Genomic DNA, 22,686 nt, shown 5'->3' on the forward strand with positions numbered 1-22,686 from the left:
CGGGTGGGGTACGGCGCGGTGGAGGTGGATGGTCGCCCGTCGGACGGGGAACCGGCCGGGGGTACACCGGGATTCCGGTCGCTACGGCAGGCCGCGGAGCGGGCACGGTAGGGCCCGCCTTACCTGTGATGACCTGTCTCCTTCATCGTGAACACGGCGCGACTCCAGAAAGCTGGTGAAAACCAACGGGGGCAAGGAGTCGCACGATGAAGAAGGATGTTTCCCGGCGAAGTGTGATCGCTGGGGCGGCTGCGACCGCGGTCGGGGCGCTGGTAGGGGGCGGCCGGACCGCGCAGGCGAGCACCAGGGCGGTCGGGGGTGCGGAGGGTAAGGTCACCGCCGTCGTGCGGGTGACGGTCATCGACGCGACGGGACGACCGGCGGCTCGTGACATGACGGTGCTGGTGCGGGGCGAGCGCATCGTCGCGGTGGGCCCGGTCCGGTCGGTGCCCGTTCCCGCGGGGGCGACCGTGGTGGACGGTACAGGCAAATTCCTCATCCCCGGGCTCGTGGACATGCACGTGCACTCCACGGAACTGGAGCGCACTTATCCGCCGCTCTACCTCGCCAACGGGGTCACCACCGTGCGGGAGATGAGCGCGAACCCGGCGATCAGTGCCTGGCGGCGTGAGGCGGAGGCCGGTACCCGTCTGGGTCCCCGGTACGTGATCGGCAGCCGCATGATCGACGGTGCGCCGTCGCTGTGGGAGGGGATCGGGCCGCCCTTCGTCAGCGTGGCCGGTCCGGAACAGGCCCGTGCCGCGGTACGGCGGGAGAAGGCGGCGGGCGCCGACTTCATCAAGACCTACACGCGGCTCAGCCGGGCGTCCTTTCTCGCCCTGGCCGACGAGGCGCGCAGACAGCGGATTCCCATCCTCGGCCATGTGCCGGATTTCGTCCGCTTCACCGAGGCGAGCGATGCCGGGCTGCGGACGATCGAACATCTGTCGGCGGTCTGGTACAACACCTCTGACCAGGAGCGAAAGCTACGTCGGGCGATCACCGCGGTGCCGATCGGCCCGGGAGAATATGCCGGCTGGTACAACCGAATGCACCCCGTGGAGTACGCCGCCGCGCGCAGCTACGATCGGCGCAAGGCCGCCCGCGTCTTCGACCGCCTGGCGCGCAACCAGACCCGGTTGACGCCGACGCTGACCAACCACCGGGTCGTCGACACACCGTCGAGTGTGCGCACCGATGACCCGCGTCACCGCTGTTTCCCCGCTCAGATACGGCAGTTGTGGGAGATGACCATGCGGGAGGTGTATCTGAAAGACCGTCCAGCGGAGCAGGCCGCGTCACGCAGGGAGCTTTTCGAACGCCGGCTGCGGCTGGTCGCCGAACTCGATCGCGCCGGGGTGCCGCTGCTGGCGGGCACCGATACCGGCACCTCGTATGTGATGCCCGGCTTCGGCTTGCACGACGAGCTGGAGCTGCTGTCCCAGGCAGGGCTCAGCGGCATGAGCATCCTGCGGGCGGCGACCCTGGAACCGGCGAGGCAGCTCGGGCTGCGTGACCACGGGACCGTCGAGCGCGGAAAGGTGGCGGACCTGGTGTTGCTGGACGCCGACCCGCTGCGCGACATCCGCAACACGACGCGCATCGGCGCGGTGTTCGTTCGAGGCCGGTTGATCGATCGCGCACAGCGGCAGCGCATGCTGGACGATGTGATCACGGCCGCTCGGGAGGCCGTCCCGGCCGCGGCACGGGTGGCCGGCTGCGCCTGTCATCCCAGCGCTTCACCCGCGCTGCATCACTGAACATCCCGGCGCTTCACCCGCGTTTCATCACCGAACGTTCTCCACCGTCCCGGACCGCGCGTCAGGTCGCCCGCCCGAGCTCGCGGCGGCGGGCGTCGATGCCGTCGAGCAGGCGTTGCAGCCCGTACTCGAAGACCGCGTCCAGGTTGAAGTCGAACGGTTCCCGCGCGGCGTAGCCGAGTCCGGGATTGCCGGTGGAGGCCCACCGGCGCGGGCCGTCCTGGAAGTTCATCCAGTCGTCCGCCGACATCCCGGTGTCCTCTTCCGCCTGCGCCTCCGCGAGACGGACGAGCGCCATGCCGCGTACGTGCCCGAACAGGTTGATGTGCGTGCACAGCATGTCGTGCGCGCCGAACCCCATCGCGCGCAGTGTGCTGAGCGACCACTCGGCGATCGGCAGCACGTTGGGCATGAGTTGCGGGCGGCTCAGCGAGAACACCTCGGCGGCCCACGGGTGACGGCCGAAGACGGTCCAGAACAGGTGCGCGGCCGCTTCGAGGCGTCGTCGCCAGGCCGTCATCGGGATCTCGGGCAACCTGACGCCGGCGAACACGCTGTCGGCCATTCGCAGCGTCAGGTCGTTCCTGTTCGGGACGTGGCGGTAGAGCGCCATCGTGGAGACGTCCAGGGCGACGGCCACCCGTCGCATCGTGACGAGCGGCAGCCCGTCGGTGTCGGCGATCCGTACGGCGGCCTCGACGATCTCGCGCTGGGTCAGCCCGGGGCGCCGTGTCCGCTCGCCGGTGGACGGGCCGGTCCTCCCGGTCGCAGGCTCGTCTCGCCGCCGGACGACGGTCCCGCGGCCCGGGACCGCCTCGACCAGGCCCGCCTCGCGCAGGGCACCGAGGACCTTGGTGGCGGTGGCCATCGCGACCCCGCGGTCCCGGACGATCTGCCGGGTGGACGGCACCGGCCGGCCTTCCGCCAGTCGCCCGCTCCGGATGTCGCCGGCGATCTCGTCGGCGATGCGCAGATAGAGCGGTCGGTCTGTCATGACTCTCCAGTGCACTAGTGCGGTCGTGAGCCGACGGACCCCCGCACTACCCCGCTGTTCTGCGATGACATGCGAAGTGCACTAGCTCGCAGCGGTGCGAGGTGGTGGGGCTCCTTCGTCGCTGCGTACATTGTAAGCACCGCTCGGGGGTGGGTCCGGGCGACGAGAGAAACGGAGAACACCATGTCTGGTCTGGACACTCGGTCGGTGACATCGGCGGACGGCACGCCCGTCGAATACCTCAGCGTGGGGTGCGGGCCCGATGTCATCGTGGTCCCCGGAGCGCTCGCGGTGGCGTCCGACCTCGCCGCCTTCGCCGGACTCCTGGCGGCCCGGCACATCGTGCACATCGTGCAGCGGCGTGGCCGTGGCGGCAGCGGCCCGCAGGGCGATCGGTACGGCATCGCGCGGGAGTGCGAGGACGTCGAGGCGGTACGCGCACGAACCGGTGCGCGGCTGATCTTCGGGCACAGCTTCGGCGGACTGGTGGCCCTGCGAGCCGCGTGTGAGACCTCGGCGTTCGACGCGGTCGCCGTCTACGAGCCCGGGGTGTCGGTCGACGGGTCGGTCCCGGTCGACTGGATCGAGCGAGCACGCGATGAGATCTCCAAAGGCGCGAACTTCGAGGCGTTCGTCACCTTCGCTCACGGGGCCAACCCCGATCAGACCGGACACCTTCCACGCCGGCTTTTCCGGATCATCCTGCGGTACGCGATCCCCCGCGCGGAGAAGCGGCAGAAACTCGCGCTCATGCCCCAGGCGATCAACGAGCACACCGAGGTGGGGCGGCTCGACGGCCGGTTGGCCGACTATCGTGAGATCTCCGCGACCGCTCTGATCATGCGAGGCAAGGGGCGTGACACCGCTCGGCAGAGCGTCGCCCTCGCCCGGTTGGCCGAGACGATTCCGCGCTCCGAGACCGCGACGTTCGGTACGCTCGACCACTTCGCGCCGGAGAAGAAGCCCGGCGAGATCGCGGATGCCGTCCTGCGGTTCTTCGCCGCGTACGTCCGGCCGGGTGTCCAGGCCGAGGGGTGACCCGTGGCTTCGGGGGAGCCGGGCCCGTCGCTCGCGTCGCCGTCTGCGGAGAGAACGTCGCCTGTGGAGAGAACGCACGCCTGCGACGGGAACGCCGCCTGGCCGGGGGGTTATGGCGCGGCGGTGGCCGAGGGAGGCGTGCGGCGCCTGCGTGAGGCGGCGGAGCGGGGCGGCTGGGTGCGCAGGTGGTCTCGGACGCGGTTCATGATGTCGCCGAGGTGGTGCAGGTCGTCGTTCGCCAGCGGGTCGAAGAGCCGGCGGACGATCTGGATGTGGCCGGGCAGGACGCGTTCGACGAGAGCCCGGCCGTCACCGGTGATGGTGACCAGGGTGGCGCGCTCGTCGTCGGGGCTGGGGCCGCGGGTGATGAGGCCGGCCTTCTCCAGCAGCCCGGCCTGGTAGGTCAGGCCACTGCGGCTGTAGACGACGCCGTCGGCGAGCTCGGTCATGGTCAGCGGGCCGTCGTGATGGGCGAGGCGGGCCAGCACCTGGAACTGAACGTAGCTGATGCCGCCTTCGGCGCGTAGCTGCTGCTCGACCTGGTGCTGAAGCAGGCTGACAGCCTCCGTGAGCACGAAGTAGGCGCCCAGCTGGGCGGGATCGAGCGGCTGGACGTCCTCGGTTCCCGTACCGGCTTCCGGCTGGCTGTCGTTCATGCCCTCACGCTACATGTCGCGAATTCGAAGCAGTGTGACGATCGTCACACTCATGAGGGTGTCGCTTTGAATTCGAAGCAAGTTACCGTTCTTCCTGTGTTTCGACCTCGGTTCACAGCCTGTCCTCGCGGGACGGCCGGGGGGTAGGACCATCGGCATCCCCTGACTCGCGCGAAGTGGCTGTCGGTGCCGCTGACGGAACCGTACCGGGCCAACCGGTCCCGCGGCGATCACCGGGCCGCTCCGGCGGATGACGAACCGCCGCTCGAAGACGTCGGGACACCGCGTCGCGGATCGATGCGGGTGACGGCAACACTGAAAAGCCCTGCGAGATCCCGTCCGATCAAGTGATCGGACGGGATCTCGCCGTTTCCGGATTCTCCGTGCGCCGGATCCGGCCGGGCGCGGGAAAGCGGAGGCCCGGGGCGGTCTTCGCCGCCCCGGGCCTCCGATTCGGTCCGCCTTCCTCGGCTGACGGGCAGCCGGAGGCGTTCATCCGGGGTGATTCACCGCTTCGCGCCCGCCGGTTCGAGGATCTCCCGCGTGCGCACGACCCCTTCCGGCCATCGGGCGTCGAAGTCGTCGAGCAGCGGCTGGAGCGTCGGGGACCCGACCATCCGTACCAGGTCGTCGAGGTCGTCGAACTCGTACTCGGCGAAGTGGACCCCGGGACTGGTCACGCTCCAGCAGCGTCGCCCCGACCTGGCCCCGAGCGTTCTGATCACCAGTGGGAGGTGGTCGGTCTCGTACCAGTGGTCGAAGTCGTCACGCAGGTCGTCACGAACCTCGGCGCGTACCAGGAACACTCCCGGCTTCGCGGTGCCGATCTCAGACATTGCTCAGGTCCTCCTCCTCGTGGGACAGCCCACGACGCGTGAACAGGATCGTGAGGAACGCGATGATCGAGATGCCCGCGGCGAACAACGAGATCGGGATCGTGCTGTCGTAGCTGTCCATCAGCGCGACGGCGAGCGCCGGCGTGATGCCTCCACCGATGACGGCCGCGATGGTGTAGCCGAACGAGATGCCGGTGTAGCGGACCTGCGTTCCGAACAGTTCGGCGAGCCAGGTGCTCATCGGGCCGTAGAGCAACCCGAGGAAGATCAGGCCGACCGAGAAGCCGATGCCCGCGAACAGGGGGTTGCCGGTGGCGATGAGGGGGAACAGCGCGAACACCCAGACGGCGAAGCCGATGACGCCGATGAGCATCGGAGGCTTGCGGCCGACCTTGTCCGAGATGTGGCCGGAAATCATGATCGCGCTGAAGTAGAAGACGGACGCGATCAGGACCATCACCAGGCCGGCCGTCGCACTGAAGCCCACCTCGTTACGGGCGTACGACAGGGCGAAGATGATGGACAGGTAGTAGCCGGCGTGGATGCCGAGCGAGGCGCCGATGGAGGAGAGGACGCTGCGCGGGTAACGCTTGAACATCTCCATGAGGGGGATCTTGACGACCTCCGTGGTCTTCGACTGCTCGACGACCTCCTTGAACGCCTGCGACTCCTCCAGGGACAGGCGGATGTACAGGCCGACGATGACCATGATGGCGCTCAGCAGGAACGGGATACGCCAGCCCCACGAGTTGAAGGCGTCCTCCGGCATGAACGCCGAGGTCAGGGCGATCAGTCCCGCGGCGAGGATGTATCCGATCGGTGAGGCGCTGCCCATCCAGGCTCCGAAGAAGCCGCGACGCTTGGCCGCCCCTTCGTGCTCGACCACCATCAGCACCGCACCGCCGTACTCGCCGCCCAGCGCCAGACCCTGGATCAGGCGGAGCGTGACAAGGAGGATCGGGGCCGCGATCCCGATCGAGGCGTAGGTGGGGAGCAGGCCGATGGCGAACGTGCCGATACCCATCATGAGCAGCGCGAGGACCAGCATCTTCTTGCGGCCGTACTTGTCGCCGAAGTGGCCGAACACGATGCCGCCGAAGGGCCGCGCGACGAACGCGACGCCGAACGTCGCCAGGGAGAGCAGCGTGCTGGTGAGCGGGTTGTCCGAGGGGAAGAAGAGCGGCCCGAGAACCAGCGCGGCCATGGCGCCGAAAAGATTGAAGTCGAACCACTCGATCACGGTGCCGACCATGGAGGCGGTGGTGACTTTGCGGATGGAGTTCTTGCTGGCTTGGGGGGCGCCCTTGTTGGTGGCGGCGACAGCGTCTTGTGTCATACCGGATTCCTAATGTTCGACATTCGACCTGATGGACGGACGATACCGGTGGGCCGTGATGAAGGCAACAGTCTTATTTGTCGTGCTCACCGGCTCGCTTCGGCTGTGGTGAGGGGGCCGGCCGGGTTTTCCGGCGGTGAATCGCGGTCTCCTGCCCCCTGTGTGAGGGGGTGGCCGCACTGTGCGGGGGTGTGCGGTGGCGCCTCGCCCTGCCCGGTCGTCGATCCGGGGGTGCTCTGGGTGTCCGGTCGGAGGCTCTGCGTGAAAGCCCCAGGTCATGGGACTTTATCGCACGGTTTCCGGTTGATGTTCGTTACGAGATGTGATGGATTCGTAACGTTCGATCATGAAGTGATGGTGCTGTCGCGTTATCGCCGAGTCTCCGTGGAGCGCAGGCGATCCGCGAAGAGCGCGGGCTGGGGGGCCGAATGGCCGCCGTACTGATCCGCGTGACGCTGCACATGCATCAGCGGGGCGGACAGGAACCCCCCGTCGACCACCAGTTCCTGGCCGTTGACGAACGCGGCGGCGTCGCTCGCCAGGTAGGCGACCACGCTCGCGATGTCGGACGCGCCGCCGATGCGGCGCACCGGGGTGAGCTGGGTGCGCAACGCGAGCAGATCGGGGTCGGCGTAGTGGGCCGCCGACATCTCCGTGCGCACGAACCCGGGGCTCACCGCGTTCGCCCGCACTCCCAGCGGGCCCCACTCCACGGCGGTGTGTCGCGTCAGTGCGACCAGGCCCGCCTTGGAGACGCCGTAGGTGGGGGAGGTGTTCGGCGAGTGCGCGCCCACCGAGGCGATGTTCACGACGGCGCCGCGGCCATTGTCGATCATGAGGCGGCCCAGCTCGCGAGTACAGAGCATCGCGGCCGTCAGATTCACCGCGATCGTCTCGTTCCACGCCGCCGTGGAGAGCGACGCCAACGGCCCGGGAGCGCCCAGGATGCCGGCGTTGTTCACCAGCACGTGACAGGTCCCGAACCTGTGGGCCGTCGCCTCCGCGAGACCGACGACGTCCTGCTCGTCGGTCAGATCCCCGGCGTGGGCCATGACGCGGTCGGGCAGGCCGAGCCGCAGGGCGACCTCTTCCAGGCGGTCGGCGTCCCGATCCGTGAGCACCACACTCGCGCCGGCTTCGAGGAACTCGCCCGCGATCGAGCGCCCCAGACCTCCCGCCGCACCGGTCACGACCACTACCTGCCCCTCGAAACCCATCGCGTACTCCCTGTATCGGCTATTTAAGGACTAGCCGATTATTGTCGGACAGTTCGGAATGCGGCAAGGGGGGAGAAATCGACGCGTTTTCGGCCGCGCGGGCTGGAGTCGGGGTGTGCCGAATCGCCGCACGGGACCAGGGATCGGAGGCGGCGGGTCGGAGATGCTCCGGGCGGGCCGGAGTCAGGGGTGCCCGGTCAAGGAGACGCCCCGTGCGGGCCCGGAGTCAGGGTCGCACGGGGGTGAGAGGCGCTCGTACGGGCCGGAGCCGGAGGCGCCGGGTCAGCCGTGCTCCGCCGCGGCCACGCGGTGAGCCTGCAGGTAGCGAAGGTGCGTCACCATGGCGTTCTGGGCCGCGTCCTCGTCGCCCGCCTCGATCGCCTTCACGATCTGCAGGTGCTGGAGCACGGTCTCGGCGCCGACCTGCTCGGAGAGGTCGAGGAACCGTACGGGCATCGTCTGCTCGTGCAGGGCCTGGACGAAGGAGCCCAGCACCCGGTTGCCGGACGCGCGGGCGACCGCGGAATGGAAGTCGACGTCGAGCTGGGGTACGGACGGGTCCGTCACGCGGACCGACTTCTGGCGCTCGATGATCCTGTGCATCTGGGCGAGGTCTTCCGCGCTGCGGTGGCCGGCGGCGAGCCGGACCGCGGGGACCTCAAGGTATTCGCGCACCGACTGCACCTCGTCGGCCCCGATGCTGCCGAGGCTGAGCAGGTTCTTCATGGACTCCGAGAGCATCTCGCTGAGTGCCTCGTGGTCCACGGCCCGGACGAAGCTGCCGCCTCCCGCCCCGGGGACCTTCTCGATGAAGTTCTGCGTCGACAGCGAGCGCAGCGCCTCGCGCACCGTCGTCCTGCTCACCTCGAACTGACGTGCGAGCTCGGTCTCGGAGGGGAGACGCTCGCCGCGCTTGAGCTCGCCGTCGAGGATCGCCCGACGGATGCGGTCCTCCACCTGCTGGCGCGGGCGCACGACCGCCTGCCCGAGAGCACGGGGCTCACCAAAGGTCTCCAATGTGGGCCTCTCGTTTCCGGGGGGTTGACAAGTGTCCTACATCAGTCAACCGCCGAAGCAGAAGTCTACTGGCTTCCCAGGGCGGCAGTATGTCGTAGCTCCTAACGGATACTACTTGCCTATGTGGTGAATGTTCGACATTATGCTTACTCGGCACCGCTTCGCGGACGTGGTCGACTCGTTCCTGAGAGAGGGCGGTAAAGACGCCCCCGCGCGATGAGGAGCAACAGCATGTCGGGTTTCCCGGATCTGGCCGGACGAAGAGCCGTCGTCACGGGCGCCAGCAGGGGGATAGGCCGGGCGATCGCGCGAGCGCTGGCCGCGGCCGGCGCGACGGTCGCGATCGGCGGCCGGGACTCCGCGGCACTGAGCGTGGTGGCCGACGAGATCGCCGCCGAGGGGGGCAACGCCCACCCACACGTCGTCGACGTCTCCGATCACGACTCCATTGAGCGCTTCGTCACGGAGGCGGTGGACGGCCTCGGCGGACTGGATCTCCTGGTCAACTGCGCGGGGGTGCTCGCCTCGGGTTCTCTCCTGGACGCCGGTGACGAGCCGTGGGACGCGGTGTGGAAAACGAACGTCCTCGGCACGGTGCGGGTGACACGCGCCGCGGGGGTCCTCCTCACCGCCCAGGGCTCCGGCAGGGTCGTGAACGTCGCCTCGAACTACGCTTTCAAAGGGGTGAGCGGGCACGCCGCCTACTGCGCGTCGAAGGCGGCCGTCGTCTCGTTCACCCGTAGCATGGCGGTCGAGTGGGCGCGCCACGGAGTCCAGGTCAACGCCATCGCCCCCGGGTTCATCGCGACAGACCTCAACGCGAGCATCCGCGCCGACCCCGAACAGAGCGCCCGTGTGACGAGGGCCGTGCCCGCGCGCCGGTTCGGGACGGTCGACGACGTCGTCGCCGCGATGGGACCACTGTGCGACCCCCACAGCACGTTTCTCACCGGAGCCGTGCTGACCGTCGATGGAGGAGAGACCGCGCGCTGAGCGGTCGAGCAACACCAACCAATGAGGAGCGCATCGTGAGTTCGCAGAACACACCCGCCGCGGGCGAGCACCCGGGCATCCGCCCGGACAGCAGGCTGACCCGGGATCTCGCGACCACCTACGAGACCGGCGGCCAGTGGACCTCACAGACGCTGACCTCCCTGCTCGCCGACGCGGCCGTCGCACACCCCGAGCTGACCGCGGCGGTCGACTCCGCCGGGCCGGGGGGAAGCCGCCGCGCGATGACCTACGCCGAGCTCGACGCGTACGTCACCGATCTCGCCGTGGGCCTGCGGGCCCGGGGAGTCACCGAGGGTGACTCCGTCGTGGTCATGCTGCCGAACTGCATCGAGTTCGCCGCGCTCATCTTCGCCATCAACCGCGCCGGCGCCGTCTACACCGGTATCCCGGTCGCCTACGGCACCAAGGAGGTCCGCCACATCCTCGCCTCGACCGGCGCGAAGGTGGTGGTGACGCAGGAACGGGTCGCGAGCGCCACCCCGCTGGAGGTCGTGCGAGCCTCGTACGGAGAGGCGGCGCCGCTGGTCGTCGTGCGCGGAGACTCGGGCAGGGGCGAGGGCGAGATCGCGCTCGGGGATCTGGCCGTCCCGGCCGCCGACGGCGCGCGACTCCCGGACGTGGACCCCCGCGGCCTGTGCCACATCGGTTTCACCTCCGGTACGACGGGCGCCCCCAAGGGGGTGATGAACACCAACCAGACTTTGATCGCGGTGCTTCGGAACTGGCTGGCCTACTTCGGTGCGGAGAACCTCGGCGCCCCGATGGTGAACGCCGTGGTCTCACCCGTCGGCCACCACAGCGGCTTCCTGTGGGGAGTCCTGATGACCGCCTACCTCAGGGGGACGGCCGTCTACCTGGAGAAGTGGAGCCCGGCGACGGCCGCGACCTTCCTGCGCGAGGAAGGGGCCACGGTGTTCTTCGGTGCCCCGACGTTCCTCCAGGACCTGCTCACCACCGACCTCGTCGGTGACCCGCGCTGCGCGCTGCGCGCCGTCATCACGACGGGATCGCCGGTCCCGCGTGCGCTTCCCGGTGCCGGGCGCAGTGCCTTCGGCTGCTGGGTGGGCTCCGCGTGGGGAATGACCGAGATCGGGATCGGGATCTCCTGTCGGCCGGGTATGTCCGACCCTGAGCTCGCGAGCGACGGCCGGGCGGTGCCCGGCGTCGAAGTCCGCATCGTCGGGACGGACGGCGAGCCCGTGGCCGCCGACACGCCGGGACGGATGCAGGTTCGCAGCGCGGGACTCTTCCTGGGTTACCAGGGCCTGCCCGACAGGACCCGCGAGGAGATCGACGCGGAGGGCTGGTTCGACACCGGCGACACCGCCCGCATCGACGAGAACCAGCTGGTCTACCTCGAAGGGCGCAGCAAGGACATCGTCATCCGCGGTGGGGAGAACATCCCGGTGGTCGCGGTGGAAAGCGTGCTCTACACCCACCCCGACGTCGTCGACGTGGCCGTCGTCGGTGTCCCCGACGAGCGTCTCGGCGAGCGGGCCTGCGCCGTGGTGCACTCCCGCACCGATGATCTGACCCTGGACGAGCTCAACCGGCACCTGCTCGACAGCGGCGTGTCCAGGCACTTCCTGCCGGAGCGCCTGGTGCTGGTGCCGAGTCTGCCCAAGACGCCCAGCGGGAAGATCCGCAAGGTCGAGCTCCGTCAGCGGCTGGCACTGGTGGAGACGGCGCCCCAATGACGGTGACCTGGGACCCCGCTCCGGTGCTCGCCCGACTCGCCGCGCTGCGTGAGCGCCAGGAGTCGTGGCGGACCCGCGAGATCATCGAGCCCGCCGACGCGCTCGGCCACGCCCGCCTCTGCGACGTTCCGGCCGGCCGATCGGTTTTCGGTGACCGCGAGAAGGAAGGGGTGACCGGCGGCACCCCGCCGGACGGCCCCGACGTCGGCGACCACGGCGGGGAGGACCGCGCCGGTGCCGGTGACCACGGCGGGGAGGATCCCGCCGATGTCGGTGACCATGGCAGGGGGGACCGCGCCGACGCCGGTGGCCACGGCGGGGAAGACCTCACCGGCACTCGGGAGGTGCCGCCCGGCCTGGCCGTCGCTCTCACGATGCGCGCCGTACTCGGCGTACTGCACGATCACCGCCTCGACCTGCCGTTCGACCACAACGTCCACGCGGCGCAGTCCCTGACGTGGCACGCGCCCATCGCGGTGGGCGCCTCGATCGAGACCCGAGCCTGGATCGGCCGTATCAAGGAAGGCGCGCGCGCCGTCTTCTTCGATGTGGAGACCGAGTCCTTCACCGAAGACGGCCGGATGTGCCTGCGCGGCACCAGCACCCAGGCTCTGCGTCATGGGTGAGCTTCCCGTGCCCGTGGTTGAGGTCCCCGTGCCCGCTCCTCTCGTGTGGGAGCCGGCCGCCGACGTGCCTCGCGACTACGCGCGGGTCTCTCGGGACCACAGTGCCGTGCACCTCGACGAGGCGGTGGCGAGCCGCGTCGGCCTGCCCGGTGTGATCCTGCACGGCATGTACGTCTACGGATACGTGGCCACCTACCTCGGGCGTCACGCGGACGGCCACGGAGGCCGTCTCGCCTCGTTCGAGTGCCGGTTCCAGGCGCCGATGCTGCCGGGAGTGCCCATCCGGGTGCGGTTCGAGCGTGGTGACACCCGGGAGTCCGTACGCGTCGAGGCCCGCCAGTCGGACCGTCCGGTCCTGTCCGGGGTCGCCGTCCTGACGCCGGCCCTGCCGTCGGCCGGATCTTCCGACGCCTCCTGAGCTCTATGAGGACAAACCAGACGGTGTTGACCAATCGATAAATGTCCAACATTATTAGTAGGTGATTTCATTGGACACCAGCAGTGGGCCTGTGGACGAGCCGTCGGGGCCTCTCGACGGCGTGCGCGTGGTCGACATGACCACCTCCTATGCCGGCCCCACCGCCGCGATGTACCTCGCCGACCTCGGCGCGACAGTGATCAAGGTTGAGCGCCCCGGCAGCGGGGACGACGCCCGGTCCTGGGGCCCGCCGTTCGTCGACGGGGTCTCGGCGTGGTTCGCCTCCGCCAATCGCAACAAGCGGTCGGTCGTCCTCAACCTCAGCGCACCCGAGGGGCGCGAGGTGCTCCTGCGGCTGCTCGACACCGCGGACGTCTTCCTGCAGAACATGAACCCCGCGAAGCTCAGCCGCATCGGGATCGACGGTGAGACCCTCCGGCGCCGCAACCCCCGGTTGGTGTACTGCGCCATGTCCGGGTTCGGCCTCACCGGCCCCGACAGCGACCTGCCCGGATACGATCTCGTCGCCCAGGCGCGGTCCGGGCTGATGTCGGTCACCGGGGAGAAGGGCGGGGCACCCCAGCGCGTCTCGACCGCGCTCTCCGACGTGGCGACGGGGATGGCCGCGGCGATCGCCGTCAACGCGGCACTGGTCCGTCAGTGCCGTACCGGACAGGGCGACGCCATCGACGTGTCCCTGCTCGACACCGACCTCGCCCTGATGGCGCCGCGGGTCGCCGCGTTCCTCGCCGGCGAGCCGGAACCGGCGCCCAGCGGCGGCACCGATTCGGTCCTCGCCATGTACCAGCCCTTCGAGGCCGCCGATCGGACCATCGTGATCGCGATCGGCAACGACTCCATGTGGCAGCGGTTCTGCGGCGCCATCGAGCTTCCCGAGCTGGGTGCCGATCCAGGGCTGTCGGACAACGCGAGCCGCCGTGCCGACCGCTCACGGATCACCGAACTGGTCGCGCGGCGACTCGCCACGCGGCCCGCGGCGGAGTGGCTCCGGCTGCTCGCCGACGTCGAGGTGCCGGCCGCGCTGGTGCAGACCCTCTCCGAGGTCACGAAGGACCCCCAGGTCGTGGCGCGCGGCGCGATCCTTCCCGTCCCGGGGGGCCACGACGACCTCGTCAGCGTTCGCAGCCCGTTCCGCCTCGCCTCGCAGGAGAAACCACGCAACGAGCGGTTCCCCGCGCTGGGGGCGGACACCCGGACGACCCTGCTGGATCTGGGATACACACAGGAGCAGATCGACGAACTCGCGGCGGCCCGCGTCGTCGGTCTGGAGGCAGCGGAGATCGCGTCATGACCCCGTCCGAGAGCGTCCTCGTCGAGCGGACCGGCCCGGTCACGATCGTGACCGTCAACCGGCCGGAGGCGTACAACGCGCTCAACGCCGAGGTCCTGTCCCGGCTGCGCGCCGCGGTCCTCGACGCCGACGCCGACCCCGCGGTCCGCGCCGTCGTCGTCACGGGAAGCGGTGAGAAGGCGTTCTGCGCCGGCGCCGACCTCAAGGAACTCGCCGGGATGGGCGCGGACCGCGCCCACGAGACGCTCCGCACCGGACAGCGGATCCTGCGGGACATCGAGCGGGCGACCGTACCCGTGATCGCGGCGGTCAACGGCGTCGCGCTCGGCGGCGGCTTCGAGCTCGTGCTCGCCTCGACGTTCCCGGTCCTGTCGACCGGGGCCTCCCTCGGGCTGCCCGAGTCCGGGCTCGGGCTGATGCCCGGGTACGGCGGCACGCAGCGGCTGCCCCGCGCGATCGGCGCCCCCGCGGCCGCGCATCTCATGCTCACCGGAGCGCGGCTGGACGCGCAACGCGCCTACCAGCTGGGACTCACCCCGATCCCTCCCGTCGCCCCCGCCGACCTCATGTCCACCGCGTCGGCACTCGCGGAGAAGATCGCCGCCCAGGGGCCGATCGCGGTCCGCTCCATCCTCACCGCCCTCGAATGCGGCCGGGACGCCGGGCTCGACGCCGGACTCCAGATGGAGACCGGCCTGGCGGCACTCGCCGTCGCCGGCGCCGAGTCCGACGAGGGGATCACCGCCTTCCTGGAGCGGCGGCCGCCCCGGTTCACCGACCCCGCGTCCAGCCCCGGGGAGTCCGCGTGAACACGGAACGACTGGCACGACTCGACCTCGACACCGACCCGAAGGCGTACCTGGCCCTTCACGAGCGGCTCGACGAACCCGTCGCCGACGCGGCACTGAGCGACAGGGAACTGGAGGTGCGCGCCCTCACCCGGGATGTCGTCTCCCGCGAGGTGGCGCCGCGAGCCCACGACCTCGACCGCACCCACGCCTTCGCGCACGACAGCGTCCAGGCGCTCGCCCGGGCGGGCCTGATGGGTCTGATCTTCCCGGAGAGCCTGGGCGGAACCGGAGACACCAACGTCGCCTACGCCGTCGCGATGGAGGAGATCACCGCGGGCTGCGCCGCCACGTCCCTGGTGTTCATGACGCAGACCCACGCGGCGTACCCCATCATGATCGCCGGAAGCGACGACCTGGCACGGCGCCACGTTCCCGGCCTGCTCGACGGATCGGTGTACGGGGCGCTCGGCATCACCGAGCCGAACGCCGGCAGCGACGTGTCCGGCCTGCGCACCACCGCCCGGCCCGTCTCCGGCGGCTACCTGCTCAACGGTTCCAAGACCTTCATCACCACCGGTGACAGGGCCGGTGTGATCGTCTGCTTCGCGACCACCGACAAGACCCTCGGCCGCGACGGCGTCAGCGCCTTCGTCGTCGACGGCGGCTGGGACGGCGTCCGCCCCGGCCGGCCGTTCGACAAGATGGGGATGCACGGCTCAAGCACCGCCGAACTCTTCTTCGACGACGTGCGCGTCCCGGCCGACCACCGCCTGGGCGCGGAAGGCGAAGGCTGGCGCGTGGTCATGAACTCGGTCGTGAAGTCACGGATCAGCGCGGCGGCGCAGGGCGTCGGGCTGGCCAGAGCCGCCTACGCGCGCACACTCGCCGTCCTGACCAGGACACACGGGACGCGCCTGCCGGACGAGCACGTCTTCGCACTCGCCGACCTGCGCGGACGCATCCTGCAGGGCAGGCTGCTCCTGCACGCGGTGGCCCGCCGGGCGGACGCCGCCGACGACATCTCGACCGGGCAGATCGGGATGATGAAGCAGGCGTGCACCGACCTGGGCTTCGCCGCGGCGGTCGAGGCCACCCGGATCCTGGGGCCCTACGGCGACCTCGCGGTCCTGGGCGTCGAACGCTGCCTGCGCGACGCCAAGGTGACCCAGATCTACGACGGCACGAACGAGATCCAGCGAATTCTGATCGGCCGCGAGATCACCCGTTCGATGAAGGGAGCGACATGAGCGACCTGCAGGGCAAGGTCGCGATCGTCACGGGAGCCGGTCGCGGGCTCGGCCGCTCGATGGCGGCGGCGCTCGTCGACGCCGGAGCCTCGGTGACGGTCGCGGCACGCACCGCCGCCGAGCTCGACACGTTCGTCGAGGAGGCCGGGAACGCCGGAGGCCGGGCGCTCGCCTGCCCGACCGACATCACCGACGAGGCGGCGGTGGAACGCATGGTCGCGGCGACCGTGGAGACCTTCGGGCGCGTCGACGTGCTCGTCAACAACTCCGGGATCGTCGCCTCCACGCCGTTGCTCGACCAGCCGGCCGCCGAGTGGGACCGCGTCGTCGCGACCAACCTGCGCGGCACCTTCCTCGCCACCCGGGCGGCCGGCCGGCACATGGTGGCCCAGGGAGCGGGCAAGGTCATCAACATCGCCTCCAACTTCGCGCTCCAGGGCGTCGCCGACCACGCCGCCTACTCGGCCTCCAAGGCGGCCGTGATCGGGTTCACCCGCTCGATGGCGATCGAGTGGGCGCGCTCGGGAGTGCAGGTCAACGCGATCGCGCCGGGATACTTCGCCACCCCGCTCAACGCCGGGATGCGCGAGGACGCCGACGTCCTGGCGAAGGTCGTACGAACCATCCCGGCACGTCGCATCGGCGAGCCCGACGAGCTCAGGCCGTGGCTGCTGCTGCTCGCCGGTAGCGCCTCGGACTTCATGACCGGAGAGGTCATCGTCGTCGACGGCGGCCAGAGCGTCCGATGACCGGCCCCAGCCCGGGCCCCGGTTCCAGCCCCGGCCTGGGCCACGGCCCCAGCCCGGGCCGCAGCCACAACCCCGGCCACAGCGAGGAGGAGACCCCGTGAGGAACGAGAGCAAGACCGTCGCCGTGCTCGGCGCCGGCACCATGGGCTCCGGCATAGCCATCGTGATGGCGCGAGCCGGGCACCGGACCATCCTCTTCGACGTCGACGAGAACAACCTCAAACGCGGCATCGAGACCGTGCACGGCTTCTTCGACAAGGGCGTCCGGCTCGGCAAGATGGACGAGGGAGCGGCGCGGAGGGCGAAGGACGCCCTCGTGGGCAGCACCGACCTCACCGACCTGGCGCCCTGCGACGTGGTGGTCGAGGCGGTCTTCGAAGACCTGCGGGTGAAGAAGGAGATGTTCGGCCGCCTCGACGAGATCGTGTCGGACTCGACGCTGTTCCACACCAACACCTCGACGCTCTCGGTCACCGGCATCGCGTCCGGGTCGCGCCGGCCGGAACGGGTCGTCGGCACCCACTACTGCAACCCCGCGCCGCTGATGAAACTCGTCGAGGTGGCCGACGGACGGCACACCGCCGGCTGGGCGCACAGGGCGACCGAGGAGTTCCTCGGCTCCCTCGGCAAGGTGAGCGTCGTCACCAAGGACAGCCCCGGGTTCATCGTGAACAGGTTCCTCATCCCGTGGGAGAACTCGTGCATCCGGGCGCTCGAGGCGGGCGTGGCCACCAAGGAGGACATCGACGCCGCGGTGCTCGGCGCCGTCGGCCACCCGATGGGGCCCTTCCGGCTGCTCGACATCGTCGGCCTCGACATCCACCAGCAGGTCGCGACGCGGCTGTACGAGCAACTGCGCGACCCGCGTTTCTTCCCGCCGCCGATGGTCGAACGGATGGTCGCGGCCGGCGACCTCGGTCGCAAGACCGGTCGCGGCTTCTACGAGTACGACGACACCCGGCTCTTCGGATCCTGAAGGAGGCAGACGATGAACCAGTTCCACAGAATCGGAGTGGTCGGCCTGGGAACCATGGGCGGCGGCATCGCCCAGGTGTTCGCCATGTCCGGCCGCGACGTCGTCGCCGTGGAGGCCGACCGGACACGGGCCGAGGCGGGCGTCGCCGCGATCGACGCCTTCCTCGACGGTGGCGTGGCCCGCGGCAAGGTGAGCGGCGAGGAGAAACGGGCCGCACTCGCCCGCATCACCACCGTCACGTCGCCGGGCGACCTGGCCGGCGTGGACCTCGTCGTCGAGTCGGTGACCGAGAACCTCGAGGTCAAGCGCGAGGTCCTCGCCGCCGCCGCTCTCGCCGTCGGTGACGAGACCCCGATCGTGACCAACACCTCGGCGCTGTCGGTGACCGAGCTCGCGGCCCTGCTGCCCAACCCCGCGCGGGTCGCCGGGCTGCACTTCTTCAACCCGGCGCCGGTGATGCGCACCGTCGAGGTGGTCCGCGCCCTGCAGACGGACCAGGGCCTCGTCGACCGGCTCGTCGCGCTCGTGAACAGCCTGGACGGCAAGCAGCCCGTCGTCGTGAAGGACCGCCCAGGCTTTCTGGTCAACGCGCTGCTCCTTCCTTACCTCAACGACGTCATCCAGGAGTACGACGAGGGGCTCGCCACCGCCGAGGACATCGACCTGGCGCTCAAGTTGGGGCTGGGCTACAGGTCGGGCCCACTGGAGATGCTCGACATGATCGGCCTCGACGTGCACCTGCACGCCACGGAGAACGCGTACGCCGCCACCTCCGACGACCGCTACGCGCCGCCCCCGCTGCTGCGGCAGATGGTCGCCGCCGGCCGGCTCGGCACCAAGAACGGCAAGGGTTTCCGCGCCGGAGAGAAGAGGACCCGATGAAACCGTCGCACTACGAGGACATCCTCATCGACCTCGAAGGCCCGGTCGTCACGATCACGATCAACCGGCCGGAGGCGGGGAACAAGTTCCGCCACCGGACCTGCCTGGAGCTGTTCGACGCGCTCCAGCGCTTCCGCCTCGACCCCGCCCTGCGCGCCGCGGTCCTCACCGGGGCGGGAGAGAAGTTCTTCTGCATCGGAGGCGAACACGACCCGGTCACCTCCCTGGACCAGTCGCAGGTCCTGCCGATCGTCGACGTCTACCAGGCGCTCGACACCATCCCCAAGCCCGTGGTCGCCGCCGTGAACGGGTTCGCCGTCGGCGGAGGCAACGTGCTCCACACGGTGTGCGACCTCACGATCGCCTCGGAGAACGCGGTCTTCCGGCAGGTCGGGCCCATGGTGGGCAGCTTCGACGCCGGTTACGGATCCTGGTATCTGGAGGACACCATCGGCCGCAAGCGGGCCAAGGAGATGTGGTACCTCAACCAGAAGTACTCCGCCGAGGAAGCGCTGGCGATGGGGCTGGTCAACGAGGTGGTGCCCGCCGACCGGCTGCGCGAGCGGGTCGCCGAGGTGACCCGCGCACTCACCTCCCGCGGTCCGATGGCGATCGCCGGTATGAAGGCCGCGTTCTCGGCTCGCCACAACGGCGTTTCCGGCCAGGCGCGGATGGCCCACGACCAGCAGCTCTCCTTCTACCTGCAGACCCGTGAGGCCCACGAGCTGAGCGACTCGTTCGGCGAGCGTCGCGCGCCCGACCCGGAAAGCTTCTGGTCGTGACGTCGTCTTCGCACCTCACGGCGGGGATCTCCATGCGGAAAGGACCACGATGAGCCGGTTCGGCCCCGCCCTCGACGAGGAGCAGCGCGACCTGGTGGCGATGCTGGACGCCTTCGTCGCCGATCACGACGTGGTGTTGTCCGACGACGCTGACGTCGTCGGCGGGCTCGCGACCGAGCTCGCCGAACTGGGCGTCTGGACCATCGGTACCGACGAGCGGTACGGCGGCGGCGGAGCCGGCCGCCTCACCACCGCCGTGGCGATGGAGCGGCTGGGACGTGCCTGGCCGGCCCTCGGCTGGGCGGCCACCCAGGCGCACGCGGCGGTCGACGTCCTCGGCGGCGACGACCGGTTCGCCGACGTGGTCGCCGCCGTGCACACGGCCGCCGTGGCGATCGCCGTCGTGGACGCGACGTCGCCGCAGGTGCGGCTGGACTGGTCGGCGGATGCGCTCAGCGGTTCCGTGGACCGGATCGATCCGGCCGCCGAGGCCCCCTACCTGCTGCTGCTCGGCGACGACGACACCGCGGTGCTGGTCGGACCGGAGGCGATGACCACCCGGCCGCTGGAGCGGACCGGGCTGGGCGGCGCCCTGACACGATCGGTGCGGCTCAAGGACACCGTTCCCGCGGGCGCGGTTCACCGGATGGGAAACGTCGACGTCGGCGCGGCGCGGACCCGACTGCGCCAGGGGGCCGCGGCGGTCGCCGCGGGAATCGCCGGGGCCGCCGCCGACGCCGCGGCCGCCTACGCTGCGGAGCGCCACCAGTTCGGCGGACCCCTCACCGAGCTGCCGACCGTGCGGCAGTCGCTGCTCGACCAGGCGATGCGGACCTCGGTGGCGCTGGCGGTGGCGTTCGCCGCGGACGAGCGCGACGGGGACGGCGAGGGCGACCGGGGAGACAGCGGCGTCGGGGGCGTCAGGGGCGTCGGGGACGGCGGGGGCGTCGAGGGTTCGGTGCGGGCGCTCGCCGCCGTACGCCACGCCTGCGACGCCGCGATCGAGGTGGCCGCCGCGGCCCTGCAGTCCCACGGCGGCTACGGCTACCTGGCCGAGTACCCCGTCGAACGCCACCTGCGCGACGCGGTCTCGCTGCGCGCGGCGACGGACACCCAGACCGCCACCGCTCTCACCGCCCGTACCCTCGTCGGTCTGGGCCCGCTCCGTGAGGCCGAGGCGTCATGACACCCCCCGTACCGACCTCGCGTCCTCGGCTCCCCCTGCACGGAGTGAAGGTCCTGGACCTCTCCACCCTGCTGCCGGGCCCTCTCGCGACCCTGATGCTGGCCGACGCGGGCGCCGACGTCGTCAAACTCGAACGGCCGGGCCGCGGGGACGAGATGCGCACCTATGAGCCGCGCTTCGGCGAGGCGAGTGCGAACTACGCGGTACTCAACCGGGGGAAACGGGCGTACGCCGCGGACTTCAAGGACCCCGTCCAGCGGGACCGCGTGCTCGAACTCGCCGCCGAGGCCGATGTCGTGGTCGAGCAGTTCCGGCCGGGTGTCGCCGACCGGCTCGGCCTGGGGTACGAGCACGTGCGCGCGGTGAACCCCGACGTTGTCTACTGCTCCATCAGCGGGTACGGCCCGACGGGCCCACGGGCCACCCGCGCGGGCCACGACCTGAACTATCTCGCCGAGTCCGCCCTGCTCGGGGCGGCCGTCGACGGCACCGGATCCCCCGGTTTGCCGGTGACCGTGCTCGCCGACATCGCCGGCGGCACCTACCCCGCGGTCGTCAACATCCTGCTCGCCCTGCGACAGCGGGACGTCACCGGTGACCCGGTCCACCTGCAGATCTCGATCACCCACAACCTGCAGGTCCTCGCGTACGGCTACTTCGCCACCCACCAGGCGGGCGGGGGCTGGCCTCGCCCCGGCGCCGAACTCCTCACCGGCGGCAGCCCGCGCTACCAGGTGTACGAGACCGCGGACGGCCGTCACGTCGCCTGCGCGGCGTTGGAGCAGAAGTTCTGGGACCGGCTGGTCGAGCTGGTGGGGCTCGACCCGAGCTTCCACGACGACCGCGGCCAGGAGCGGGCCGTGATCGGCGCGCTGGCCGGACGGTTCGCCTCCGAGACCGCCGACCACTGGCGGTCCGTACTCGACGGTGAGGACGTGTGCACCGTCGTCGTCGCGACGTGGGACGAGGCGGTCGAGGCGAACCTCGTCGACGTCGACGCGCCCCAGCGGGTGTCCGCACCCGGAACGCGGGACTCGTTCGCGACCCTCCCCAGCCCCATCTCGCCGACGCTACGTCAGGGACCCGGCACCGTGCCCTACCCCGCACTCGCCGATCTGGGCGAAGAGTCGCCCTGGTCCTGACGCCCGACCAACCGAAGGAGACATCCATGCGCGCTGCACTCGTCAAGGAGTTCGGCCCCCCGACCAGCCTCGTCGTCGAAGACGTACCCGACCCGGTGCCGGGTCCGGGCGAGGTCGTGATCGAGGTCGGTGCCGTCAGCGTCAACTTCCCCGACATTCTCGTCGTCGAGGGCAAATACCAGAACCTGCCGGAACGGCCCTTCAGCCCCGGCAAGGAGGCGGCGGGACGCGTCAAGGCGGTCGGTGCGGGCGTCGAACGACTCCGGGTCGGCCAGCGTGTCCTCGCGCTGGTCGAGTTCGGTGGCTACGCCGAGCAGCTGCGCGTCCCCGAGGAACTGGTCATGGAGTTGCCCGACGCGATGTCCTACGAGTCGGCGGCCGCCTCCGGCCTCGTCTACTCCACGGCCTACTTCGGGCTGCTGCGCCGAGGCCGGATGAAGCCGGGGGAGACCGTTCTGGTCACCGGCGCGGGCGGAGGCGTCGGTTCCGCCGGCGTCCAGCTCGCCAAGGCGTACGGCGCGCGGGTGATCGCGCTGGCCCAGGACGACGCGAAGGCGGAGCTGGCCCGCCGGCAGGGCGCGGACGTCGTGCTCACCTCCACCCCGGAGACGTTGCGCGACGACCTGCTGGCGGCCACCGACGGCAGGGGCGTCGACGTGGTCCTCGAGATGCTCGGCGGTGACTTCCTCACCCAGATCATCCGGGCGACCGCCTGGGAGGGCCGCATCGTGATCGTCGGATTCGCCTCGGGTGGTCAGAACCCCATCAAGCCCGGACACGTCCTGGTGAAGAGCATCAGCATCGTGGGACTCCAGAGCAGCGACTACCGCGACCGGATGCCGGAGCTGATGCGCTCGACCATGGCCGAGGTGTTCCGGTTGTTCGTCGACGGGAAGGTCGACGCGGCGGTCGACACGACGTTCCCGCTCCAGAAGGCCGGCGACGCCCTGCAGTACGTCAAGGAGGGCCGGGTCAAGGGCAAGGTCGTGTTGACGACGGGCCTGGGCTGA

The 22,686-nt window shown here is 70.3% G+C and carries 22 protein-coding genes; 16 read left to right on the top strand and 6 right to left on the bottom strand.

The window, feature by feature from the left end; all coding sequences use genetic code 11:
- The first annotated feature begins 206 nt into the window (after positions 1-206).
- On the top strand, positions 207-1,760 hold the full coding sequence (locus AB0B96_RS29055) for an amidohydrolase family protein (RefSeq protein WP_362903671.1): 1,554 nt from the start codon (positions 207-209) through the stop codon (positions 1,758-1,760).
- Positions 1,761-1,821: 61 nt separating this feature from the next.
- On the opposite strand, the gene AB0B96_RS29060 is transcribed toward AB0B96_RS29055, so the two are convergent.
- On the bottom strand, positions 1,822-2,754 hold the full coding sequence (locus AB0B96_RS29060) for a TetR/AcrR family transcriptional regulator C-terminal domain-containing protein (protein WP_362903673.1): 933 nt from the start codon (positions 2,752-2,754) through the stop codon (positions 1,822-1,824).
- A gap of 207 nt (positions 2,755-2,961) precedes the next feature.
- Here AB0B96_RS29060 and AB0B96_RS29065 point away from each other — a divergent pair, with 207 nt between their 5' ends.
- Positions 2,962-3,792 (top strand): alpha/beta hydrolase, encoded by an 831-nt coding sequence (locus tag AB0B96_RS29065; RefSeq protein ID WP_362903675.1) that lies wholly within the window; start codon positions 2,962-2,964, stop codon positions 3,790-3,792.
- Positions 3,793-3,902: 110 nt separating this feature from the next.
- On the opposite strand, the gene AB0B96_RS29070 is transcribed toward AB0B96_RS29065, so the two are convergent.
- The 5 genes from AB0B96_RS29070 to AB0B96_RS29090 form a co-directional block, all read right to left on the bottom strand.
- Positions 3,903-4,448 (bottom strand): MarR family transcriptional regulator, encoded by a 546-nt coding sequence (locus tag AB0B96_RS29070; protein WP_362903677.1) that lies wholly within the window; start codon positions 4,446-4,448, stop codon positions 3,903-3,905.
- 506 nt (positions 4,449-4,954) lie between these two features.
- The gene (locus AB0B96_RS29075) at positions 4,955-5,284 is read right to left on the bottom strand and encodes a hypothetical protein (RefSeq protein ID WP_350945447.1); all 330 of its coding nucleotides are present in this window, start codon (positions 5,282-5,284) and stop codon (positions 4,955-4,957) included.
- On the bottom strand, positions 5,277-6,620 hold the full coding sequence (locus AB0B96_RS29080) for an MFS transporter (RefSeq protein ID WP_350945446.1): 1,344 nt from the start codon (positions 6,618-6,620) through the stop codon (positions 5,277-5,279). Before AB0B96_RS29080 ends, AB0B96_RS29075 begins: the two co-directional genes overlap by 8 nt.
- Positions 6,621-6,988: 368 nt before the next feature.
- A complete protein-coding gene (locus AB0B96_RS29085; RefSeq protein ID WP_362903680.1) occupies positions 6,989-7,837 on the bottom strand; it encodes an SDR family oxidoreductase in 849 nt (282 codons plus the stop codon).
- A 282-nt stretch (positions 7,838-8,119) separates the two neighbouring features.
- Positions 8,120-8,854, bottom strand: a complete 735-nt coding sequence (locus AB0B96_RS29090; RefSeq protein WP_350945444.1) for a FadR/GntR family transcriptional regulator — start codon at positions 8,852-8,854, stop codon at positions 8,120-8,122.
- Between the two features lie 231 nt (positions 8,855-9,085).
- Between AB0B96_RS29090 and AB0B96_RS29095 the strand changes: the two genes are divergently transcribed.
- The 14 genes from AB0B96_RS29095 (at position 9,086) to AB0B96_RS29160 (ending at position 22,686) form a co-directional block, all read left to right on the top strand.
- Positions 9,086-9,847 (top strand): SDR family oxidoreductase, encoded by a 762-nt coding sequence (locus tag AB0B96_RS29095; RefSeq protein WP_362903682.1) that lies wholly within the window; start codon positions 9,086-9,088, stop codon positions 9,845-9,847.
- A 35-nt stretch (positions 9,848-9,882) separates the two neighbouring features.
- Complete coding sequence (locus tag AB0B96_RS29100) at positions 9,883-11,565, top strand: AMP-binding protein (RefSeq protein ID WP_362903684.1); 1,683 nt, start codon at positions 9,883-9,885, stop codon at positions 11,563-11,565.
- Complete coding sequence (locus tag AB0B96_RS29105) at positions 11,562-12,191, top strand: MaoC family dehydratase N-terminal domain-containing protein (RefSeq protein ID WP_362903686.1); 630 nt, start codon at positions 11,562-11,564, stop codon at positions 12,189-12,191. Before AB0B96_RS29100 ends, AB0B96_RS29105 begins: the two co-directional genes overlap by 4 nt.
- Positions 12,184-12,609, top strand: a complete 426-nt coding sequence (locus AB0B96_RS29110) for a MaoC family dehydratase (RefSeq protein WP_362903688.1) — start codon at positions 12,184-12,186, stop codon at positions 12,607-12,609. Before AB0B96_RS29105 ends, AB0B96_RS29110 begins: the two co-directional genes overlap by 8 nt.
- Positions 12,610-12,679: 70 nt before the next feature.
- On the top strand, positions 12,680-13,921 hold the full coding sequence (locus AB0B96_RS29115) for a CoA transferase (RefSeq protein ID WP_362903690.1): 1,242 nt from the start codon (positions 12,680-12,682) through the stop codon (positions 13,919-13,921).
- On the top strand, positions 13,918-14,730 hold the full coding sequence (locus AB0B96_RS29120) for an enoyl-CoA hydratase/isomerase family protein (RefSeq protein ID WP_362903692.1): 813 nt from the start codon (positions 13,918-13,920) through the stop codon (positions 14,728-14,730). The genes AB0B96_RS29115 and AB0B96_RS29120 overlap by 4 nt, the downstream gene beginning before the upstream one ends.
- Positions 14,727-15,959 carry an acyl-CoA dehydrogenase family protein gene (locus AB0B96_RS29125; protein ID WP_362903694.1) on the top strand — a complete coding sequence of 411 codons (1,233 nt, stop codon included), beginning with the start codon at positions 14,727-14,729 and terminating at the stop codon, positions 15,957-15,959. The genes AB0B96_RS29120 and AB0B96_RS29125 overlap by 4 nt, the downstream gene beginning before the upstream one ends.
- Entirely contained in the window at positions 15,956-16,708 is a 753-nt protein-coding gene (locus AB0B96_RS29130; protein WP_362903696.1) for a glucose 1-dehydrogenase, read from the top strand. The genes AB0B96_RS29125 and AB0B96_RS29130 overlap by 4 nt, the downstream gene beginning before the upstream one ends.
- Positions 16,709-16,805: 97 nt before the next feature.
- Positions 16,806-17,684: a 3-hydroxyacyl-CoA dehydrogenase family protein gene (locus AB0B96_RS29135; protein WP_350945435.1), complete on the top strand. Its 879-nt coding sequence runs from the start codon at positions 16,806-16,808 to the stop codon at positions 17,682-17,684.
- A gap of 12 nt (positions 17,685-17,696) precedes the next feature.
- Positions 17,697-18,566 carry a 3-hydroxyacyl-CoA dehydrogenase family protein gene (locus tag AB0B96_RS29140; protein WP_362903698.1) on the top strand — a complete coding sequence of 290 codons (870 nt, stop codon included), beginning with the start codon at positions 17,697-17,699 and terminating at the stop codon, positions 18,564-18,566.
- Entirely contained in the window at positions 18,563-19,348 is a 786-nt protein-coding gene (locus AB0B96_RS29145) for an enoyl-CoA hydratase-related protein (RefSeq protein ID WP_350945433.1), read from the top strand. Before AB0B96_RS29140 ends, AB0B96_RS29145 begins: the two co-directional genes overlap by 4 nt.
- Positions 19,349-19,397: 49 nt before the next feature.
- Entirely contained in the window at positions 19,398-20,534 is a 1,137-nt protein-coding gene (locus AB0B96_RS29150; protein ID WP_362903700.1) for an acyl-CoA dehydrogenase family protein, read from the top strand.
- On the top strand, positions 20,531-21,676 hold the full coding sequence (locus tag AB0B96_RS29155) for a CaiB/BaiF CoA-transferase family protein (protein WP_362903702.1): 1,146 nt from the start codon (positions 20,531-20,533) through the stop codon (positions 21,674-21,676). The genes AB0B96_RS29150 and AB0B96_RS29155 overlap by 4 nt, the downstream gene beginning before the upstream one ends.
- 26 nt (positions 21,677-21,702) lie before the next feature.
- The gene (locus AB0B96_RS29160; protein ID WP_362903704.1) at positions 21,703-22,686 is read left to right on the top strand and encodes an NADPH:quinone oxidoreductase family protein; all 984 of its coding nucleotides are present in this window, start codon (positions 21,703-21,705) and stop codon (positions 22,684-22,686) included.

The organism is Streptosporangium sp. NPDC049046 (assembly GCF_040649155.1).
In the GTDB taxonomy this organism is placed as follows: domain Bacteria; phylum Actinomycetota; class Actinomycetes; order Streptosporangiales; family Streptosporangiaceae; genus Streptosporangium.

Coding starts and splice junctions, on each gene's coding strand:
- AB0B96_RS29105 (WP_362903686.1), top strand. CDS start 11,562: ATGACGGTGACCTGGGACCCCGCTCCGGTGCTCGCCCGACTCGCCGCG.
- AB0B96_RS29160 (WP_362903704.1), top strand. CDS start 21,703: ATGCGCGCTGCACTCGTCAAGGAGTTCGGCCCCCCGACCAGCCTCGTC.
- AB0B96_RS29130 (WP_362903696.1), top strand. CDS start 15,956: ATGAGCGACCTGCAGGGCAAGGTCGCGATCGTCACGGGAGCCGGTCGC.
- AB0B96_RS29070 (WP_362903677.1), bottom strand. CDS start 4,448: ATGAACGACAGCCAGCCGGAAGCCGGTACGGGAACCGAGGACGTCCAG.
- AB0B96_RS29085 (WP_362903680.1), bottom strand. CDS start 7,837: ATGGGTTTCGAGGGGCAGGTAGTGGTCGTGACCGGTGCGGCGGGAGGT.
- AB0B96_RS29150 (WP_362903700.1), top strand. CDS start 19,398: ATGAGCCGGTTCGGCCCCGCCCTCGACGAGGAGCAGCGCGACCTGGTG.
- AB0B96_RS29075 (WP_350945447.1), bottom strand. CDS start 5,284: ATGTCTGAGATCGGCACCGCGAAGCCGGGAGTGTTCCTGGTACGCGCC.
- AB0B96_RS29095 (WP_362903682.1), top strand. CDS start 9,086: ATGTCGGGTTTCCCGGATCTGGCCGGACGAAGAGCCGTCGTCACGGGC.
- AB0B96_RS29140 (WP_362903698.1), top strand. CDS start 17,697: ATGAACCAGTTCCACAGAATCGGAGTGGTCGGCCTGGGAACCATGGGC.
- AB0B96_RS29155 (WP_362903702.1), top strand. CDS start 20,531: ATGACACCCCCCGTACCGACCTCGCGTCCTCGGCTCCCCCTGCACGGA.
- AB0B96_RS29060 (WP_362903673.1), bottom strand. CDS start 2,754: ATGACAGACCGACCGCTCTATCTGCGCATCGCCGACGAGATCGCCGGC.
- AB0B96_RS29080 (WP_350945446.1), bottom strand. CDS start 6,620: ATGACACAAGACGCTGTCGCCGCCACCAACAAGGGCGCCCCCCAAGCC.
- AB0B96_RS29145 (WP_350945433.1), top strand. CDS start 18,563: ATGAAACCGTCGCACTACGAGGACATCCTCATCGACCTCGAAGGCCCG.
- AB0B96_RS29110 (WP_362903688.1), top strand. CDS start 12,184: ATGGGTGAGCTTCCCGTGCCCGTGGTTGAGGTCCCCGTGCCCGCTCCT.
- AB0B96_RS29120 (WP_362903692.1), top strand. CDS start 13,918: ATGACCCCGTCCGAGAGCGTCCTCGTCGAGCGGACCGGCCCGGTCACG.
- AB0B96_RS29055 (WP_362903671.1), top strand. CDS start 207: ATGAAGAAGGATGTTTCCCGGCGAAGTGTGATCGCTGGGGCGGCTGCG.